17 protein-coding genes and 1 tRNA gene are annotated in these 18772 nt (G+C 39.1%); 10 read left to right on the top strand and 8 right to left on the bottom strand.

Annotated elements, in window-relative coordinates; translation table 11 throughout:
* The first annotated feature begins 9 nt into the window (after window positions 1-9).
* Window positions 10-360, top strand: coding sequence for a 50S ribosomal protein L17 (rplQ, locus tag ACWIUO_RS03520; protein ID WP_454171635.1), 351 nt, complete (start codon window positions 10-12; stop codon window positions 358-360).
* 445 nt (window positions 361-805) lie between these two features.
* Here rplQ and ACWIUO_RS03515 read toward each other — a convergent pair whose 3' ends face one another.
* From ACWIUO_RS03515 to gyrA, 4 genes are all read right to left on the bottom strand, one after another.
* On the bottom strand, window positions 806-970 hold the full coding sequence (locus ACWIUO_RS03515; RefSeq protein WP_454176556.1) for a hypothetical protein: 165 nt from the start codon (window positions 968-970) through the stop codon (window positions 806-808).
* Between the two features lie 583 nt (window positions 971-1553).
* A complete protein-coding gene (locus tag ACWIUO_RS03510; RefSeq protein ID WP_454176555.1) occupies window positions 1554-1958 on the bottom strand; it encodes a hypothetical protein in 405 nt (134 codons plus the stop codon).
* 15 nt (window positions 1959-1973) lie between these two features.
* Window positions 1974-2939 (bottom strand): hypothetical protein, encoded by a 966-nt coding sequence (locus ACWIUO_RS03505; RefSeq protein WP_454176554.1) that lies wholly within the window; start codon window positions 2937-2939, stop codon window positions 1974-1976.
* A gap of 477 nt (window positions 2940-3416) precedes the next feature.
* Window positions 3417-5915 carry a DNA gyrase subunit A gene (gene gyrA, locus ACWIUO_RS03500; protein WP_454176553.1) on the bottom strand — a complete coding sequence of 833 codons (2499 nt, stop codon included), beginning with the start codon at window positions 5913-5915 and terminating at the stop codon, window positions 3417-3419.
* 357 nt (window positions 5916-6272) lie between these two features.
* On the opposite strand from gyrA, the gene ACWIUO_RS03495 reads away from it, so the two are divergent.
* From ACWIUO_RS03495 to mnmE, 3 genes are all read left to right on the top strand, one after another.
* Window positions 6273-6734: a hypothetical protein gene (locus tag ACWIUO_RS03495; RefSeq protein ID WP_454176552.1), complete on the top strand. Its 462-nt coding sequence runs from the start codon at window positions 6273-6275 to the stop codon at window positions 6732-6734.
* A gap of 262 nt (window positions 6735-6996) precedes the next feature.
* Window positions 6997-8001: a phosphate acetyltransferase gene (gene pta / locus ACWIUO_RS03490; RefSeq protein WP_454176551.1), complete on the top strand. Its 1005-nt coding sequence runs from the start codon at window positions 6997-6999 to the stop codon at window positions 7999-8001.
* A 42-nt stretch (window positions 8002-8043) separates the two neighbouring features.
* Window positions 8044-9627: a tRNA uridine-5-carboxymethylaminomethyl(34) synthesis GTPase MnmE gene (gene mnmE, locus ACWIUO_RS03485; protein WP_454176550.1), complete on the top strand. Its 1584-nt coding sequence runs from the start codon at window positions 8044-8046 to the stop codon at window positions 9625-9627.
* Window positions 9628-10186: 559 nt separating this feature from the next.
* Here the strand turns inward: mnmE and ACWIUO_RS03480 are convergent.
* Window positions 10187-10378: a hypothetical protein gene (locus tag ACWIUO_RS03480; protein ID WP_454176549.1), complete on the bottom strand. Its 192-nt coding sequence runs from the start codon at window positions 10376-10378 to the stop codon at window positions 10187-10189.
* A 416-nt stretch (window positions 10379-10794) separates the two neighbouring features.
* Between ACWIUO_RS03480 and ACWIUO_RS03475 the strand changes: the two genes are divergently transcribed.
* The 6 genes from ACWIUO_RS03475 to thiH all read left to right on the top strand — a co-directional run bounded on the left by ACWIUO_RS03475 (window position 10795) and on the right by thiH (window position 15531).
* Window positions 10795-11820 (top strand): polyphenol oxidase family protein, encoded by a 1026-nt coding sequence (locus tag ACWIUO_RS03475; RefSeq protein ID WP_454176548.1) that lies wholly within the window; start codon window positions 10795-10797, stop codon window positions 11818-11820.
* 148 nt (window positions 11821-11968) lie between these two features.
* Window positions 11969-12056, top strand: a tRNA-Ser gene (locus ACWIUO_RS03470).
* An 89-nt stretch (window positions 12057-12145) separates the two neighbouring features.
* Window positions 12146-12337, top strand: a complete 192-nt coding sequence (gene thiS, locus ACWIUO_RS03465) for a sulfur carrier protein ThiS (RefSeq protein WP_454176547.1) — start codon at window positions 12146-12148, stop codon at window positions 12335-12337.
* Window positions 12338-12372: 35 nt separating this feature from the next.
* On the top strand, window positions 12373-13377 hold the full coding sequence (gene thiF / locus ACWIUO_RS03460; protein ID WP_454176546.1) for a thiamine biosynthesis protein ThiF: 1005 nt from the start codon (window positions 12373-12375) through the stop codon (window positions 13375-13377).
* Window positions 13374-14273, top strand: coding sequence for a thiazole synthase (locus ACWIUO_RS03455; RefSeq protein WP_454176545.1), 900 nt, complete (start codon window positions 13374-13376; stop codon window positions 14271-14273). Before thiF ends, ACWIUO_RS03455 begins: the two co-directional genes overlap by 4 nt.
* Before the next feature lie 73 nt (window positions 14274-14346).
* Window positions 14347-15531, top strand: coding sequence for a 2-iminoacetate synthase ThiH (thiH, locus tag ACWIUO_RS03450; protein ID WP_454176544.1), 1185 nt, complete (start codon window positions 14347-14349; stop codon window positions 15529-15531).
* Between the two features lie 118 nt (window positions 15532-15649).
* Here thiH and ACWIUO_RS03445 read toward each other — a convergent pair whose 3' ends face one another.
* From ACWIUO_RS03445 to ACWIUO_RS03435, 3 genes are all read right to left on the bottom strand, one after another.
* Window positions 15650-16636: a DUF2393 family protein gene (locus tag ACWIUO_RS03445; protein ID WP_454176543.1), complete on the bottom strand. Its 987-nt coding sequence runs from the start codon at window positions 16634-16636 to the stop codon at window positions 15650-15652.
* The gene (hisIE, locus tag ACWIUO_RS03440) at window positions 16636-17583 is read right to left on the bottom strand and encodes a bifunctional phosphoribosyl-AMP cyclohydrolase/phosphoribosyl-ATP diphosphatase HisIE (RefSeq protein ID WP_454176542.1); all 948 of its coding nucleotides are present in this window, start codon (window positions 17581-17583) and stop codon (window positions 16636-16638) included. The genes ACWIUO_RS03445 and hisIE overlap by 1 nt, the downstream gene beginning before the upstream one ends.
* 61 nt (window positions 17584-17644) lie before the next feature.
* Window positions 17645-18754 (bottom strand): prohibitin family protein, encoded by a 1110-nt coding sequence (locus ACWIUO_RS03435; RefSeq protein WP_454176541.1) that lies wholly within the window; start codon window positions 18752-18754, stop codon window positions 17645-17647.
* Between the last annotated feature and the right edge of the window lie 18 nt (window positions 18755-18772).

Here is an 18772-nt window from a genome sequence, read left to right as displayed (position 1 = left end):
GAGCTAAAAATGAGACATCATCACGGCTATCGCAAGCTAGGCAGGACGAGCGCACATAGAAAAGCATTGCTAAAAAACCTTGCCATAGCACTTATTGCAAATGAAAAAATCGAAACAGGCGTATTCAAAGCAAAAGAGTTGCAAACTTATATCGAGAGACTTGTAACTACTGCTAGGGTAGGGGATTTTAACGCCCATAGACTTGTGTATGCGTATCTACAAAATAAATCCGCTACTAAAAAACTTTGCACCGAAGTAGCCCCACGATACAAAGAGAGAAAAGGTGGCTACACGCGCATAAACCGCACGCGCACAAGACGCGGAGACGCCTCACAAATGGCGATTATTGAGTTTGTGTAGAATCTAAACGCTTGTTGTAAATGTATTTTGGACTTATTTGACTTAAATCAAAGCAAGAAAATTTAAGTTGCTTTTTTTGAAAAAAGGTTTAATGAGATTTTAGCGCATTGCACCAAAAAAGGAAAAGTCGTTTCGATTTTTGGTGTACAGGCACTACTCACTCAAAAATATTGTGCTATTACTATTAAAATCGACACTAACAAAAACGAACGAAAAATGGATTTTAGAGGAATTTTTGTAGGATTCAAAAAAACTTAGGCTAAGGGCTATCTAGCCTAATGCTTAAAAAGAACAAAAAAAAGATAATAGACAGAGAAAACACACAAGAGGACGCAGGAATAGCAAATAACTAAATGCTAAATACTTCGTGTGAGATTTAGTGTATAAGCACGCAGTGTGCGCAATTCGCTAAAAGCACTATAATAAAGAGTCTTGAATCGCAAGTTTAAGAAAAGAATCTCATAAAATAATAAATTAACCCAGCAGTAAAAATTCCTCCTATCAGCGTCCCTAAGCCTACAAAAATATCACCTACAATAAAATGATATATAGCAAAACCTATATTACCAAATAAAACAATATCGCCAAATATATGAATAATCCGTTTCATAAATTATCCTTTGCAAGAAATTTAATAAGCCAAGATTTTATAAAAAAAAAAAAACAATATTTAAACAAAAAATTTTAATCGTGGCATACTAAAAAATAAACACGCAAGATAAGTTTTTTGAAAAATTTTCAAAATTTGTAAGCTAGACTTAATAGCGTGTAGGGGCGTGCTTTTGTTCAAAATCTGTTAATATATGTTTCGCATCGAGAAACTATCGACAAAGACGGCTTTTGATATAGTTTGTAAGATTAAGGAAAATGTCGCAAGCAAGTCAGCAAATTTATTAAATTCCACAAATTTTTTGTAATTTTAACGACTTTAATATAAAGTATTCTTGCCAAGCCACGAACCCCAAGAGAAAACAAATCAAAATAAAGTAAAACAAAGTTAAGAATCTCCCCTCTTATTCTTGCCTTACCAATTTTTACAAAGGCTTTTTATCTGTCAAAATATGCTCATTTTTCATCGTGTGAGCCATACTTAAGGTTCTATTTCATAAGATTATGTTTAACATAGTATTGTTTTTTAATAATGCTATGATGATTTGAATATCCCTTAACTGCACCTAAGTCATATTCAACCTTTATAATTCTATTTTGCCACCATTTTCAATTAAATTTTTCAATTTTATGGCTTCGGCAATAGGGCTTGATGAAACCACTTTTGAAAGATTTTCTAATCCCATAGACACAAGTTTTTCATTGTTATCTGCTATGCCTTTATCGATGATTTCAAATTGTTTATTCATAACCTCTCTCCTCTCACTAAACACATTATCAAATATATATCTATAAAAATCATATCTCTCCTTTATTTCTGTGATTAACACTTCTTTTTTGGCGTTTATTTCAGCTATTTGTCTTTTTGTGATTTCATTTTCCTTGTGTGCCTCTAGCACCATTTTTATTGCCTCTGTGGCTTGAAGTGCAGTCATAGTTGCTTTTGCTGGAAGTTTTTTTGCTATTTCTTTTACGACTTCTTTTTCCATTCTTACTCCTTCTTATCAGCTTTTATCCACTATGGGTGTATCTCTTAAAACCAACAAATCTTTAGCATTTTTTACAAGCAAGTTTATTTTTTCATATTCTTGTTGAGAATAATAAATTTGATTTTTGCGTTTCAACACCATAAATTTACATCGCCTATATAGTTTTGAGATAAAGCCCAATGGCAACAATTCTTTCTTGGTTTTTTTATAAATAAAATCAAATGCATCGATTCCTTTATTTAAAGAGTCTATCAATTCATTCGTCCTTTTTTCATAAACTTCAAGTTTTAACATTTGAGATTCTATGTTCTCTATTGCTTCCCATATTTCGTATTCTTTTTCTTCAATTTCTTTTATTTTTTTATTTGCTGATAAATGTGAAAACAAAGGCAATGCTACTGCACCAACAGCAAGTCCCACTACGGGTCCCAAAGTTGCTAAAACGCTAGCACCAGCCGCCACTCCGCCACCTCCAGCAGCAATAGTTCCGCCTCCCAAAACAGCTAGCGCAGCATTTGTAGCAGCCGCTCCAGACAATGTAGATATTGCAACACCTGTTGAAGCAACACCAAAATTGCCAACTATCCACAATGCGGCTGGAGCTGCAGCAGCTCCAACAGATAGTGCTACACCTGTTCCTTTTATGGAGTTTATTATAATCTCGCCAGATTCTAGGCTATTATGAATATAGCTTAACTGTTCTAAATTGATTTCGCCACTATTTTCGGCTGTATTGTCTCTATCTTTTTCTGTAGTTGGCACAATATCTTGTAGTTTCTTTACGCTGTTTTGGACTTTTATTTTGACTTTTATTAAATATTCAAATAAAGCGTTAAGTTCGGAGGCTTTAGCTTCGCATTCGGTTTTCTTTTTGTTGTATTTGTTGTATGTTTTTTCATAACTTTCTTGGGCTTTTTTTACCCTACCACTAGCACCAAAAGTTACTACATTTGTCGCTACATTTTTAATTGTTTCTACCATTTTTTGTTACCCCTTTTTTAAAAATTATAAAAAAATACTACAAAAAAAAAAAAACAGATTGTTAATATGTAATTTTTGATTTGGTGTTTTGTTTAGAATGGAGTATTTGTAGCGGATTTTTGAAGTGTAGATTTTGAATTATAGTTTTTTGCATAAATGTTTTTATGATTTTATGATAAACTCAACTTTAGTTATTTTTTTATCAATATTTTATGTCGGTTTTACCATTGATTTTTGTCTCTAAAGCTATTAGACGCATAAACAATAATAAAACCACAAAAAACTCCACATTAGACTTAAATTATTTTCGTATATTTTTATATGAAAACATAAAAATATACAAACACAAAATCTTAGGCATAGCACGACTAAAATTGCCTGCCTAAAATCCATTTTAAAACCCCTCTAAATTCCACCTCCAAAAATCCCCTCAAAATCCCATCAAAAACCCCTCAAAATCCCGCTCCATTTTTTTTGTTATTCTTCCGCCCCCGTATTTTCGCTATTTTCATCATTTTCATCTGCCTCATCTCCCTTGTCTTCTTTTGGGCAAGTAACGGCAAATGCGACTTTTTCACCTGCCACATTTACGATTTTTACCCCCATCGTGTTGCGAGCAGATTCTCTTATCGCTTCGGTATCTACGCGTATCATTTTGCCCTTGCTTGTTAACACCATAAGGTCTAGTTTTTCATCATTTACATTGACTACGCTTACTAGATTCCCCGTTTTTTTGTCGTCTATTTTCATTACGATTACGCCTTTGCCACCGCGCGATTGCAAGCGATACGCCCCTGCGTTTGTTTGCTTGCCTATGCCACGCTCACTTACTGTTAGTAGTTTGTCCTCATCGCTTCCTATGGTGGTGGCTGCGATTACGCAGTCATTTTTTTCTTTAAATCGTATACCTGTTACGCCTCTTGCTACCCTGCCGATTTCGCGTGCATCATCGATTGGGAATTTGATACACATTCCTTTTTGCGTAGCGATAAATAGCTCTTTGACTTCTTGGGTTATGATTCTAGCGGTTACGACTTCATCGTTTTCATCTAGGTTTATCGCGCGCACGCCTACGCTTCGTATGTTGCTGTATTCGCTTAGGTTTGTGCGTTTGATGATTCCGTTTTTGGTGAAAAACACTAGCGATTTATCTTTGTTGAAATCTTTTGTAGTGATTGTCGCCATTATCTTTTCATCAGCTTGCAAGTTGATTAGATTTACCACAGCTTTGCCGATAGCGGTGCGCCCAGCTTCTGGGATTTTATAGACTTTTAGCCAATAAAGTTGCCCGCGATTTGTGATAAACATTATCGTATCGTGCGTGTTTGCCACAAAGAAAGATTCTATAAAATCATCTTCGTGGGTGTTGCCACTGATTTTGCCTTTGCCACCGCGATTTTGCTTTTCATAAGTTTTTAGCAAGACGCGTTTGACATAGCCTCTGTGGCTCATCGTTACCACCACAGGTTCATTTGGGATTAAATCCTCTATATCGATACTATCATAATCCTCTTCAATCTGCGTCCTGCGTGGCGTGGAGAATTTATCTTTGATTTCGGCTAATTCCTCTTTGATGATTTCTTTTAGTCGCTCTTCGCTTTTTAGGATTTTGCTTAGCTCATCGATTAGTTTTAGTAGCTCGGCGTATTCGTTTTCGATTTTGTCGCGCTCTAGCCCTGTTAGGCGTTGGAGGCGCATTTCTAGGATTGCCTTTGCTTGCAGTTCGCTTAAGCCAAATTTGCTCATAAGCCCATTTTTGGCTTCCTCTGTATCTTTGCTAGCGCGGATTAGCTTTATGACTTCATCGATATTATCTAGCGCGATTTTTAGCCCTTCTAAGATATGCGCTCTAGCCTTTGCCTTTTCTAGCTCAAAAATCGTTCGGCGGATAATAATCGTCTTTCTATGTGAGATAAAAATATTTAGCAATTCTAAAAGCGTGAAAATCTTTGGCTCTTTGTTATTTACCGCTAGCAGTATGATTCCAAATGTGCTTTCCATCGTTGTGGATTTGTAGAGATTGTTTAACACGATTTCACTCATCGCATCTTTTTTTAGCTCGATGACTACGCGCATACCATCTCTATCACTTTCATCGCGCACTTCGCTTATGCCCTCTATGACTTTTTCTTTTGCTAGCTCGCTTATTTGCTCCACTAGCTTTGCTTTATTGACTTGGTAGGGGATTTCATCGATGATGATTATGTCTTTTGTCTTGGTTTTTTCTATGTGGGTTTTGGCGCGCACGCGTATGCGTCCTCTGCCTGTGCCATAGGCATCGATTATGCCCTGCTTGCCATAGATGATTCCACCTGTGGGAAAATCTGGTCCCTTAATATGCTCTAGTAGCGTGTCTAGCGAAGCAGTTGGATTATCTATGACGCAAAAAAGCGCGTCTATGATTTCATCGATTCTATGCGGTGGTATGCTTGTAGCCATTCCCACAGCGATTCCGCTTGAGCCATTTACTAGCAGGTTTGGAATCCTTGTCGGCAAGACATCTGGCTCTTTTTGCGTGTCATCATAGTTTGGGACAAAATCCACCGTATCTTTGTCTATGTCGCGGAGCATTTCCTCGCTTGCTTGCGTCATACGCGCTTCGGTATATCGCATAGCAGCCGCGCTATCGCCATCGATTGAGCCAAAATTCCCCTGCCCATCGACTAGCTCTAATCGCATAGAAAAATCTTGCGCAAGCCTTACAAGCGCGTCATAAACCGCCGTATCGCCGTGTGGGTGGTATTTACCGATGACATCACCTACGATTCTAGCGGATTTTTTATAGCTTGCCCGTGAGCTTACGCCTAGCTCATTCATCGCATAGAGGATTCTGCGATGCACGGGTTTTAGCCCGTCTTTTGCATCGGGCAAAGCCCTCCCCACAATCACGCTCATCGAATAATCCAAATAACTCTCTTTGATACTATCATCGATATTTATGTCTATGATATTTTTATCATCAAGTAGATTTTCCATTTGTAGCACTCCTAAAAGATAGAATCACATCTTGCCAAATCCGCATCAAATCCGCCAAAAGCAAGAATCCAAATAACGCGCAAATAACAAAAAGCATAAAAAAACGCAAATTTTAACCAAAGTTTGCTTAAAAGCAGATTGTGAAACAAGGATTTGTAGATAGATTTTAGTGATTTGCAAGTGATTTGTAAAATCTGTTTTTTCGCTTTGCTTTTTGAGTGCTTTTGGCGAGTGCTTTGGGACAAAATCTTTATCATTTTTTTAGGCAAACTTGTTATAATCGCTTTTTTTTGCAACAAACTTGACTATAAATCTTTGCCATAAACTTTGCCAAATCTCACAAAAAGGGGAATCCAAATGACACCGCTTAGGACAAAACATTTTTTTGCTTCACAAATCAGCATTTTTTCAGTTTTTTTATTGCCTGCTTTGATTTTGGCAGGGTTTTTTGTGCCTGCTTTTTGCGCAAAGCCATTTAGCAATATCACAAGTATGTCGGTAAATATGGAGGGCAAGGAAATGTTTAAACTTTTTGCAAGGCAGGATTATAAAATCTGGGGGTTGGATTATTGTGCGAATTATTCGCGTGATTTGCAAGCAAATACAGAGGGCAAAAAAGATATAGATTCTCTAAAAGAGCGGTTAAAATGGGGAGGCAAACGCCCTCTAAAAGAGTTGCAAAACTACATTGACAAGCACCACAAAATCCGCTCTCTTTTATCCTGCTTTGCGATGTATGACTCACAAAAATACCAAGATGAAGTAGAGCGAATAATCCGCAAATATTGCAAAGACTGCTATTGTGAAAACTGCAAATAAAATCCAAAAAGATTGATTTTGCTTATGCTTTTTTAGTCGATTTTTATCTGATTTTGGCTGATTTTGCTAGCTATATTTTATGGTTGATTTTGTTAGCCGTTTTTGCAAAATCCACATTTCACAAACCAAAATCCACATTAAAAATGTGTATAAAAGTAATCTTTTGTGATTTTGGCAGGCGACAAAGCAGTGATTTAATCATAAATTTACCCAAAATAGCATATATTTTTGTATCTCAAAATTTCTTAAAAAGAGGTGTAAAATGAGTTTTATCAACGACATTAAGGCAAAGGCAAAGGCAAATCTTAAAAAAATCGTGTTGCCAGAGACGAGTGATATGCGCACGCTTGAGGCGGCTAGTGCAATATTAAAAGAGGGCTTTGCAGAGGTAGTTTTGGTAGGCGATAAAGATGATATAACCACGCGCGCAAAGGATAAGAGCTTAAGCGTGGAGAGGGCGGAGTTTATAAACCCCGCTACTAGCCCGCTTTTAGAGGAGTTTATCGCGCTTTTTGTGGAATTGCGCGGAGCAAAGGGAATGACAGAATCTGGCGCGAAAGAGTTGCTACTTAGCAATCCGCTGTATTTTGGCGTGGCATTGGTGCGAAGTGGCAAGGCTGATGGAATGGTCGCGGGCGCGATAAATGCGACTTCTGATGTGTTGCGAGCGGGGCTACAAATCATCGGCACGGCAAAAGATTCTAAAATCGTCTCAAGTTTTTTTGTGATGGTCGTGCCACATTGTGATTTTGGGCTAAATGGGACATTTGTGTTTGCGGATTGTGGATTGGTGCAAAATCCTAGCGCAGAGGAGCTCGCCCACATTGCCATTAGCTCGGCGAAAAGCTTTGAATCGCTCACAAAATCCACACCTTTTGTGGGCTTGCTAAGCCACTCCACCTATGGCAGTGCCAAGCACGATGATGTTACCAAAGTAACGCAAGCGCGCGATATTGCCAAAAGCCTCGCGCCAAATATCGCTATTGACGGGGAGTTGCAACTTGATGCGGCTATCGTGCCAAGCGTGGGAGAATCTAAAGCAAAAGGCTCAAATGTCGCAGGCAAGGCAAATGTGTTGGTATTCCCTGATTTAGATTCTGGAAATATCGGCTATAAACTCGTGCAACGGCTCGCTAAAGCGGAGGCGTATGGTCCTATCACGCAGGGAATGGCAGCTCCCATTAACGATTTGTCGCGTGGGTGCAGTGCGGAGGACATCGTAGGCGTAGTCGCGCTCACCGCCCTCCAAGCACAGAGCAATAAATAAAACGACAGAATGTAAAAATCACAGCGCAAAACAGGGTAGATTTTGCAATATACAAAAGATACAATCGTAGCGATTGCCACAGCAAGTAGTGGCGTAGGAGGGGGAATCGCCATAATCCGCATAAGCGGGGATAACGCGCTTTTTATCGCACGACAAATCGCCAAACCCGCTACAAAATCTGCAAAATCTGCAAATTTTACACATTCTGCAAACGCCACAAAATCCACAAAAAACACCGCAAATTTATCAAAATCTATTATCAACGCAAGCAACGAAAATCACAAAAACAACGAAAATAACACAGATTTTGCAAAATCCACTACAAACGCAAGCAATGCAAACTCTACAAAATCCACAAAAGAATCTAGCCTAGATTTTGCCCCGCGCTACGCCACGCTGTGCAATATCTATGACAAAGATAAAAACCTACTAGATGAAGCGATTATTATTTATTACAAAGCCCCGCATAGCTACACTTGCGAAGATGTCATCGAAGTGCAATGCCACGCTAGCGACATCATTGCCCAAAAAGTGCTAGATTCTTGTTTGCATTATGGGGCGAGGCTAGCACGCGGGGGAGAATTTACCAAAAGGGCGTTTTTAAATGGCAGGATTGATTTGTCCCAAGCAAACGCCATCTCTCAAATGATAGCCACAAAGGACGCATTTTTGCAAACCGCGCTTATAGCCCAGTTAAAAGGCTCTTTGGGGGATTTTGTGCGCGAAGTGCGCGAAGTGTTGTTGCTAGGCATTGCTAGTGCTGAAATGATGATTGATTATAGTGAGGAGGAAATCCCTAGCGATTTTATTGATGGATTGCAATCAAACCTAAAATCCTTGCAAGTTCGGCTACGCAGAATCTATGATTTTTCTACCACAAGGGCAAAAATAGGCAACGCGTGGAAGCTAGCAATCATCGGCAAACCAAATGTCGGCAAATCCTCTTTGCTAAATGCGATTTTGCTTGAAGAGAGGGCGATTACCTCAAATATCGCAGGGACGACAAGAGATAGCATAGAAGAAGAGATTTTAATCGATGGGAGCATTATCCGCCTTATCGACACGGCTGGGATACGCGCTAGCACCGATACGATAGAATCCAAAGGCATAGAGCGTAGCTTACAAGCTATCAGGGAGGCAAATATGATTTTGGCAGTGTTTGATAGCTCAAACGCCCTAAATAGCGAGGATAAAGAAGTGTTAGAGATTTTGAGCGCAAACAAAGATGACAAAAAAATATTAGCCATTTTAAACAAAAGCGATTGCAAAAACGCGCTATCAAGCGACAATGTGGAGAGCATAAAATCTATCTGCAACTCCACGCTAGCTATAAGCGCGCTAAAAGTGGAGCAAACAGCGCGCATAATGCACGACAAACTAAAAGAAATCATCGCCCAAAGCAACCTCAAAGGCGAAATAATCCTAAGCGCACCATATCAGCTAGAATCCATAAAATCTAGCATTGCGCATTTGGATTTGGCAGTAGGCAGGCTAAAAGATGGCGAGCTAGAGCTATTTGCCTACCATATCAAAGACACGCTAGAATCTATCGGGCAAATCACATCGCCTTATACAAATGAAGAAATGCTAGATAAAATGTTTAGCGAATTTTGTCTAGGCAAGTGAGGTTTTTTATCAAATCTCACAAAGTATGAGGGGATATTTTTGCGTGCTTAAGGTTTTTTTTGCGTGCTAAGGATTTTTGTTTGTAATTTTTTGCAAGTTTTTTTGTTTGCAAATTTTTTATTTGCAAGTTTTTTGCTTGCAAGTTTTTTGCTTGCATTTTTATTTTGCAATCTTTTTATTTTATAATCTTTTTTTTCTGCAATCTTTTTTTATTTGCAATGATTTTGACTTGCAAAAATCACAAAAACTTGCAATGACAAAGTAATCTACCATACTTAATGTTTCGCAAGAAGTCGAAATATCCAAAAATATAGATTGCCACACGGTTTTTTGCAAAATCTGCTTGCAATGACAAAATTTTCCCCTTCCTTTGTGGATAGGGGGTTAGGTGGTGGGCGTCATTGCGAGCGTGGCTTATGCCACGCGTGGCAATCTATATTTTTGAAATACTTTGCTTATGCTTAAGTATGATAAACACTCCGTCATTGCGAGCAAGTCTTACGACTTGCTCGCAATGACGGAGGTTTCTTTGTAAGTCTGATATTTTGACGATTTGTAGCTAGAAAGATTTTGTGCGGGAGTTACTCTCTCTCTCTCTCTCTCTCTCTCTCTCGTTGTTGGCAACGCTAGAAGCAAATGCAATATTTGCAAAAACCATACTCCAAATGCCAAACAAAAATAACGCGCTGTATTTTAATGCCCGATATTTGCAGTCTTGCAAATATCGATAGTTAGATTTTTGTGTGTCCATTTCAAACCCCTTTTTGCATAATCTTTACAGAATTTTTTAGCACATTTTGGATTCTTGTAAATGTGATTTTCTCATTATGTCTAGCATTTTAAGAAAATAAGATTCACAAGCAAAATGTAAAAACACAAACGCAACTATAAACAAAATAAACTTAAACTTTGCTTTTGTGAAATAAAAATAAAATCAAAAAATAAAAAAACCCAAAAAATCAAAAAATAAACAAGAAAATATGAGCATAAAAAAACTCATTTGGCTATGTTTTGCTAGAATAATGAGCTTTTTATCAATATCTACTAACCCAATTTAAGATTTTTTTGTTTGTGATTGGGTTTGATTGATTGAGTCAAAAATATTGTAAAATCCACCAAAGAATTTCTAAAATCCACCCTCTAAAATCCATAAAAGTAAGGCAAAAAATGCCAATCCAAACAACGCTAGACGCAGGCAAAATCTGCAACAAAACAAACAAAATAAACAAAACAAGCAACGCAAGCAACGCAAGCAACGCAAAAGACAAATCTATTTTTTATTCAAGCGAGCAAAGCCCGCTTTTTAGGGATAGTGGGGTGTATTTTGTGCTTAGCTCTAGGCTAGGTGGCGTAAGCAAGGCTTCTTATAATAGCCTAAATCTAGGGCAACACACAGGTGATAATCCCCAAAATGTCGCGCAAAATCGCGCACAAATCCTCTCTAAATATTTTCCACAAAAAACACTTATTTTTTGCAATCAAGTGCATTCTAATAGGATTTTAACGCTTCAGCAAAATGCTATCTATAATCTTGCTAATGAAAATTTGCCCCGCGATAATTGTGAGATTTTACAAGATTTGCCAAACCAAAAATCCTCAAACCAAAATCCACAAAATCAAACATTTCACTTATCAAAAGAGCAAAATTTAGGGCAGGGCGATGGCATTTTTTGCCATTATGACAGAAATATTGTCGCGCTTATTTTGGTGGCTGATTGCAATCCTGTGTTGCTTTTTGACAGAGAAAATAATGCCTTTGTGGCAATCCACGCGGGCAGGGCAGGGGTATGCCAAAAAATCCTTACTAATGGAATTTATAAGCTACTAAAAAATGGCGCAAAAGCCCAAAATCTGCTTGTTTTTATCGGTGCTTCGATACGGGTGTGTTGCTATGAAGTGGGGGAAGATTTGGCAGAAAAAATAATGATAGATTTTGGCAAAAAATATGTCCAAAAAAGAGATGGGAAGTATTTTTTGGATTTAGTTTCTATGCTACTAGATGAGTGCGAGGAAGCGGGGATTTTGCAAAAAAATATCGAGGTGTTGCAAAAATGTAGTTGCTGTGAAGAGAGTCTTTTTTCTTATCGCAGGGCGGTGCAAGATTTATACAAAAAGGCAAAAAACACGCAAGATAAAGATTTTATAAACAGCGCAAAAACGGGCAGATTTGGGCTTTTTGTAAGTTTTAAATAAAGCAATTTTGCGATAAAATCATCATTTTTCTACAAACATTATTTCCCACAAATATGCGTAAAAATTGCCTATTTTGGTATATAATAGCGACTTTTGGCATTGACAAATGCTGTGATTTTTAAATGTTTGTAGCAAGATTTACTAAGATAGAGAGGTGTCCGAGTGGTTGAAGGAGCACGCCTGGAACGCGTGTAAAGTGCAAGCTTTCGAGGGTTCGAATCCCTTCCTCTCTGCCATATTGCAAAATCTATCAATATTTGGCGTATAAATTTTCAAAAAAAACCTCCCAAAATTTTTTAGATTTTAGGGATTTTAAGGATTTATTATGTGTATCAATGGCGAGAATTTCACTCACGATAGCCTTAGCCTACTAGAATACGCAAGACTAAAAGGGCTAAATTTAGAGCTAATCGCTTTGGAGCTAAATGGCAGGATAATCCCAAAAGATGAATTTAACGACATTATTTTCAAGCAAGGCGATAAAGTCGAAATCCTTAGCTTCGTAGGCGGTGGCTAAAAGCAACATCTAACAAAGCAACAAAAGCAATACAAATGAAAAACAACCTAAAAACCATACTTTTTAATGGCAAAAAATATCAAACCGACAAGGTGGATTCTGCTAGTTTTTTTGCTAGTCAAATTTGCAAGCAAAATGGCGAGTTGCAAGATAGTGCGTGGCAAGATGGTGTGTCGCAAGAAGGCGAGTTGCAAGATAGCGTATGGATAGTCAATGGCTTTGCAACCAAAGAGCCAAAAGTCCTAGAAAATGGCGATGAGCTATGGTGTATAAAAAAAGGGGAAATGCCACCACAAGACGCGCTAGAATCGATGATGAGCGCGCGACACACGCCAAAAGTCCATAACGCGCTAAAACAATCAAAAGTCGCAATATGCGGGCTTGGAGGGCTTGGCTCGCATATTGCTATAATGCTTGCTAGAAGTGGGGTAGGGCATTTGGTGCTGATTGATTTTGACATTATCGAGCCTAGCAATCTAAATAGGCAGGCTTACAATATCGATGATTTAGGCAAGCCAAAAACGCAAGCCCTGCAAGCGCATATAAAAGCGATAAACCCCTTTATCACCACGCAGATTTTCACCCAAAAAATAGAGCCTAGCAATATCCCTACGCTTTTTAGTGGCTCTCAAATCGTGTGCGAAGCGTTTGATAATCCTTATGCAAAAGCGATGTTAGCACAGCATTTTCACGCGCATTTTCCAGATTCGGTCTTGATATGTGCGAGCGGGCTAGCGGGGTTTGGAGACTCAAACGCGATAAAGACGCACAAAATCAATGATAGATTTTATGTGTGCGGGGATTTATTTAGTGCGGCAGGCTATGGCAGGGGGCTTATGAGTCCGCGTGTAAATATCTGTGCTGCACATCAAGCAAACCTTGTGTTAGAGATTTTGTGTGCTAAAAATGGCATAAAAAATACGCAAAAAAAGCAACAACAATCAAAACAATCAAAAAAAGCAAAACAAGCAAAAACAATCAAAACAAGCAAAAACAATCAAAAACAAGCAACAAAAAAAGCAAAAAAAGGCAACAAATGAATGACAAAAAAACCACTTCTAGCATAGAGCCTAACCTAAAATCTAGCCAAAATCTAAAATCTACAAAATCCACCACAGCTAGCCAAAATCCCGCAGAATCTAGCGATACATTGCAACTTGGTAAGCATAGCTTTACTTCGCGCTTTATACTTGGCTCTGGCAAATATTCACTTCATCTAATCGATTCTGCTATCAAAGAGGCTGGAGCGCAAATCATAACCCTTGCCCTGCGCAGAGCAAATAGCGGTGGAATCGAAAATATACTAGATTTTATCCCGCCAAATATCACGCTACTACCAAATACAAGCGGCGCTAGAAATGCAAATGAAGCCCTGCGCATCGCTCTCTTAGCGCGTGAGATTTGCCATAGTGATTTAATCAAAATCGAAGTCATTAGCGATAGCAAATATCTTTTGCCCGATAATTATGAGAGTGCCAAAGCCACTGAAATGCTTGCAAAAGAGGGCTTTACGCCACTTGTGTATATGTATCCTGAGCTATATGTAGCGCGCGATATGGCAAACGCAGGGGCGTGCGCGATAATGCCACTAGGCGCACCTATTGGCACAAATAAAGGCTTGCAAACAAAGCCGTTTATAGAGATTTTGTTGCGCGAGATAGATTTGCCTATCATTGTAGATGCGGGGGTTGGCTCTCCTGCTCAAGCCTGCGAGGCGATGCAAATGGGCGTAAGCGCGATAATGGCAAATACTGCGATTGCGAATGCAAATGATATTGCGCTTATGGCGCGGGCTTTTAGACTTGGCATAGAAGCGGGCAGGACGGCTTTTTTGGCGGGATTAGCAAAAGAATCTAGCCCTAGTGCGTCTTCACCTCTTAGCGATATTTCGCCTGTAAGCAAAAATCCACCACTTACAAGTTTCTTGCAAGATTGACATTATTAACATTTGGCAAAAAGTATTTTTTAGATTTTAAGCGATTTAGCCTAGCTAAAATAAGGAAAATAAAATGGTAAATTCTGCTAGCGTATGGGAGTTTCAAAGCCAAATGCAACAAATAGATTCTACTATTTTAGAATCCGTGCTTAGCAAAAGAGAATCTTATAACCCAAACGCCTACACCAAAAAAGAAGTAGAATTAGCACTTAGCAAAGATTTTTTAGAAGTTAGCGATTTGTGCGCTCTGCTTAGCATAGAGGCAGAATCTATGCTTGAAGTTTTGGCAAAAGAATCACAAAAGCGCGTCCAAACATATTTTGGAAATTCTATTAGTGTTTTTACGCCATTGTATCTTAGCAATCATTGTGCGAGCAAATGCGTGTATTGCGGGTTTCAAAAGGGCAACAAAATCAAGCGCGCAAAGCTAGAAATAGATGAAATCAAAACCGAGCTAGAAATCATTGCTAAAAGTGGCTTAAAAGAGATTTTGTTTCTTTGTGGGGAGGGTAGAGAATACGCAAGCATCGACTACATAGCCAAAGCCTGCGAGCTAGCAAGGGAGTATTTTAAAGTCATAGGGGTAGAAATTTACGCGCTAAATATCGATGAATACGAGATTTTGCGACAAAATGGCTGTGATTTTGTAACGCTATTTCAAGAGACTTATTGCCCCAAAAAATACGCTAGAATCCACATAGAGGGCGAAAAAAGGGCGTTTGCATATCGATTTTACGCACAAGAGAGGGCATTGCTAGCGGGAATGAGGGGGGTTGGATTTGGCTCTTTGCTTGGCATAGATGATTTTCGCAAAGACGCGCTAGCTTGCGCCTTGCACGCATATTTTTTACAGCGCAAATACCCCAACGCAGAAATCGCCCTATCAATCCCACGACTACGCCCCATCATAAATAACCCCAAAATCCACCCAAAAGCCGTTACAGAATCTAGGCTTTTGCAAGTGCTATGTGCGTATCGATTATTTTTGCCTTATGCTAGCATTACCATTTCTAGCAGGGAGGGGGAGCGATTTCGCAACAATGCCATAAAACTAGGCGCAAACAAAATCTCCGCAGGCGTATCAGTCGCCATAGGCGAGCGAAGCGCGCTAGAGCAAAAATCGCTAGGAAAGCAAGAAGCAAGCAAAAAAGGCGATGAGCAATTTAGCATAAGCGATAATCGCAGTGTGGCGGAGATTTTGGCAATGCTTAAAGAATCTAATTTGCAACCCGTGATGAGTGATAGCGTGTTTGTGTAGTGTTTGTGATTTGCGTTTTTTGATTGTTTTGATTATTTTGATTGGCGCGAAAAATTTAGCGTGAAAAATATTGTCTTGTTTGGTTACAAACGCAATGTGTTTTCGTGTCGCATAAATGCTAATGACAGCTGATTTGTGCGCCGTAGTTTTCATCATATTTATAGTCTCGTATGATTCCTTGCCAGCGGACTTTTTTGTTGTATGTGAGTGGGGTGTCTAGCGTTAGCACTTCTACAAATGCGTCAATGGGGGCTAGATAATCTAGGATTTTGTAGGCTTTGAGGGCGTATGGTGAGGGGGGTTTGGGGGTTTTTGGTTTTTTGGGCTTTTTGTTTTCTTGGGATTCTTTAGATTCTTGGGCTTGCATTTCAGCGTTTGCAGATTCTTTAGATTCTTGCGTTTGTTGGGGCGTTTTAGAATCATCGTTGTTTTCTTGCTTAGTTTGTGATATTTGCGTATTTTGCGCGATTTTAGATTGACTTAAAGATTCTTGTGTAGTCTTGGTAGAATCCTGCTTTGTGCTAGAATCCACCATTTCTTGCGTGGTATTTGCTTGGCTAGATTCTGCTTCGCCTTGTTTGGTAGAATCCATAGCGATATTTGATTTTGCATTTGAATCTGTGCCTGTTTTTGTGCTTGATTCCACATTTGATTTTGTATTTGATTCTATTTGGTTAGGTTCTATTTCGCTAGATTCTACGCTGTGTCTTGGTTTTTTTATTATGTTTGCTCCCGCTCGTTTTGGGATAACGGTTAGCAAGCATTCTTTGATGGGGAGCTTTGCTTTGCTAGTGATTTCTATGTCGTAGTTAAACCCTGTGGTATAGACAAATGGGCGAAATTTGTCATAGCGCACTTCTATGGGGTAGATGATTTTTTGGGAGATTTGGGAAATGCCATAGGGGATACATAGCAAAATCGCCGTTTCTATGAGGAAAAATACAAAAAGTATGCGCCTAAAATGCCAAAACACAAGCGATAAAAAAAAGAAAAAAACAAAGACTAAAAAAAGTAGCATAAATACGCCTAGCTCGACTACCGTGATATGCTCTGCTATGGCGACAAGCATAGCTTTTAGCGGGGCAAAAGATAGTGGGGGATACATTATTTATTTGCCTTTGTTGGTTTTGTTTTTTTGTATGTCTTGGTGGATTTGCTAGATTTTGCTCTAGATTTTGTTGTTATGGTTTTTGATTTTGCGCTAGATTTTGTGGTGGATTTTGCTCGTCTTGCTTTTTCTTCTAGTCCGCTAAGATTAAATCGCCTTGCTAGCTCATCTTTTACTTGCTCTGGGTGGATATTGTGCTTGGCTAGGGCTACAAGGCTATGATAGAGCAAATCAGCGCATTCATAGACTAGATGAGAATGTGGATTTTGGGATTTGGCAGTGCTATTGCTAGAATCTATTTTGGATTTTGTAGTAGATTTTGCTAAGCGGTATTTTTTGCAGTCGTTTTTAGCGTGCGCATTTTTGTCGCTTTCGTAAGTGTCATTTAAAATGTCGCAATCTTTGAATGCTAGGGCTACTTCGCTAGCTTCTTCGATGATTTTTTTGGCGATAGTATCTGTGCCTTTTTGATAAAGCATAGCGGTGTAGGAAGTTTTGGGGTTTGCGTTTTTGCGCTCTAAAAGCGTGTGGTATAAACTATCAATGACACCATAATTAACGCCAGAATTTAGATTGGATTTTGGGGCGGATTTTACGCTAGATTTGTCAAAATCTATTTCTCTAAAAAAGCAACTTTTTTGCCCCGTGTGGCAGGCTACACCTTTTTGCTTTATGAAAAATACAAGCGCGTCATTATCGCAATCAATTAGGATTTTTTGCACGATTTGAAAATGTCCGCTTTGCTCGCCTTTGTGCCAAATGCGCTGTTTGGAGCGTGAAAAATAGTGCATCTCTCCACTTTGCAAAGTAAGATGTAATGCTTTTTTGTCCATAAAAGCTAGCATTAAGACTTGCTTTGTGTCGCTATCTTGGGCGATAGCGGGGATAAGCGGGGAAGTATCCCAATCAAAAAGAGAGAGAATCTTTTGGATTTTTTTAGCCATTTACTTCCCCTTGTTTTTGGGCTTTGAGTGTTGATAAATAGCGAATCTTATGCCAAAATCATTACTTGCTTATGACAGAATTTTGCTGTTTGCTTTTGCTATCTACCCAGATATTTGGGACTGCACCACCGGGGGTTAGAAAGATTTGTGCGTCTTTATTTTCTTTTAATGCTTCGTTAAATTTGCCCTGCATTTCGATTTGGCGAAGTTCTAAAAGTCTTTGAGATAGGCTATCATTTACAAGTCGGTTTGCTTGAGATTGCCCTTTTGCTTCGATTTCTAGGGAATCTGCCTTACCTTTTGCTCTCTCACGCAGGGCATTTGCCTCTTCTTTGGCTTTTTGGGCATCTCTTTTTGCTAGCTCTACGCCCTCGATTCTAGATTTTACTTCTTCGGGCAGGACGATTTCGCGTAGTTGGATAGATTCTAGTTTTACGGGCTGATTTGGCACGGCATCTATGCTTGTTTTAAATCCATTATAAATAAGGCTTGCCACTTCATCACGCTTGGTGGGGAGCTCTTCGGTGGGATATTTGCCCACCGCGCTTCGCACGATGTCGCGGATAACGGGATTGATTAGCTTTTGTTCCCACGCAGTCCCGTAGTTTGCTATCGTAAAAGGCACTTTGGCTTCATCTAAGCGATATTGCACGGTTAGCTCGATAGAAATCGTCATACCGCTTGTATCCATCACATTGATTGCTTCATTTCGCAGTATGCTTTGGTTTTTGCCGACATTGCCCATATCTTCTCGGCTAGTGAAATTTAGCGTGCGCACCTTTGTATCAATGATAATGACATCTTGGAAAATCGGCACAAAAAAATGCAAGCCCGGCTTCATAGGATTCTCATAATCATACGCACCCATCGTTACTTTGATACCTGTTTCGCCAGAATTTACCACCACAAATGGACGCGCCATCACAAAAAGTAGCACGGCGATTATGCCTACGATGGCATAGGTTACAAAGCGAGAATTTAGCACATTTGGCGGAATGCCAAAATTTGCATTAAAATTTGGCGGAAATGGATTTTTGCCACCATTTCTATTATCGTTGTCTTGGTTGCCATTATTTCGGTTGTTTGAATCGCGTGGATTTTCGTTATGTTGGTTGTTTGCGCCATTATTGGCATTTTTTCGTTTCAAATGTTCGTTTAAGTCAATCGGCATTAGATTCTCCTTTTGGAT

The sequence above is a fragment of the Helicobacter sp. T3_23-1056 genome, from assembly GCF_053654535.1.
The sequence above is the reverse complement of the archived record's forward strand: the minus strand, read 5'-3'. Positions and strand labels throughout refer to the sequence as shown.

What these genes read in the sequence shown, in the direction of transcription:
- rplQ (WP_454171635.1), top strand. Translation starts at nt 10, where the DNA reads ATGAGACATCATCACGGCTATCGCAAGCTAGGCAGGACGAGCGCACAT.
- ACWIUO_RS03515 (WP_454176556.1), bottom strand. Translation starts at nt 970, where the DNA reads ATGAAACGGATTATTCATATATTTGGCGATATTGTTTTATTTGGTAAT.
- ACWIUO_RS03510 (WP_454176555.1), bottom strand. Translation starts at nt 1,958, where the DNA reads ATGGAAAAAGAAGTCGTAAAAGAAATAGCAAAAAAACTTCCAGCAAAA.
- ACWIUO_RS03505 (WP_454176554.1), bottom strand. Translation starts at nt 2,939, where the DNA reads ATGGTAGAAACAATTAAAAATGTAGCGACAAATGTAGTAACTTTTGGT.
- gyrA (WP_454176553.1), bottom strand. Translation starts at nt 5,915, where the DNA reads ATGGAAAATCTACTTGATGATAAAAATATCATAGACATAAATATCGAT.
- ACWIUO_RS03495 (WP_454176552.1), top strand. Translation starts at nt 6,273, where the DNA reads ATGACACCGCTTAGGACAAAACATTTTTTTGCTTCACAAATCAGCATT.
- pta (WP_454176551.1), top strand. Translation starts at nt 6,997, where the DNA reads ATGAGTTTTATCAACGACATTAAGGCAAAGGCAAAGGCAAATCTTAAA.
- ACWIUO_RS03480 (WP_454176549.1), bottom strand. Translation starts at nt 10,378, where the DNA reads ATGGACACACAAAAATCTAACTATCGATATTTGCAAGACTGCAAATAT.
- ACWIUO_RS03475 (WP_454176548.1), top strand. Translation starts at nt 10,795, where the DNA reads ATGCCAATCCAAACAACGCTAGACGCAGGCAAAATCTGCAACAAAACA.
- thiS (WP_454176547.1), top strand. Translation starts at nt 12,146, where the DNA reads ATGTGTATCAATGGCGAGAATTTCACTCACGATAGCCTTAGCCTACTA.
- thiF (WP_454176546.1), top strand. Translation starts at nt 12,373, where the DNA reads ATGAAAAACAACCTAAAAACCATACTTTTTAATGGCAAAAAATATCAA.
- ACWIUO_RS03455 (WP_454176545.1), top strand. Translation starts at nt 13,374, where the DNA reads ATGAATGACAAAAAAACCACTTCTAGCATAGAGCCTAACCTAAAATCT.
- thiH (WP_454176544.1), top strand. Translation starts at nt 14,347, where the DNA reads ATGGTAAATTCTGCTAGCGTATGGGAGTTTCAAAGCCAAATGCAACAA.
- ACWIUO_RS03445 (WP_454176543.1), bottom strand. Translation starts at nt 16,636, where the DNA reads ATGTATCCCCCACTATCTTTTGCCCCGCTAAAAGCTATGCTTGTCGCC.
- hisIE (WP_454176542.1), bottom strand. Translation starts at nt 17,583, where the DNA reads ATGGCTAAAAAAATCCAAAAGATTCTCTCTCTTTTTGATTGGGATACT.
- ACWIUO_RS03435 (WP_454176541.1), bottom strand. Translation starts at nt 18,754, where the DNA reads ATGCCGATTGACTTAAACGAACATTTGAAACGAAAAAATGCCAATAAT.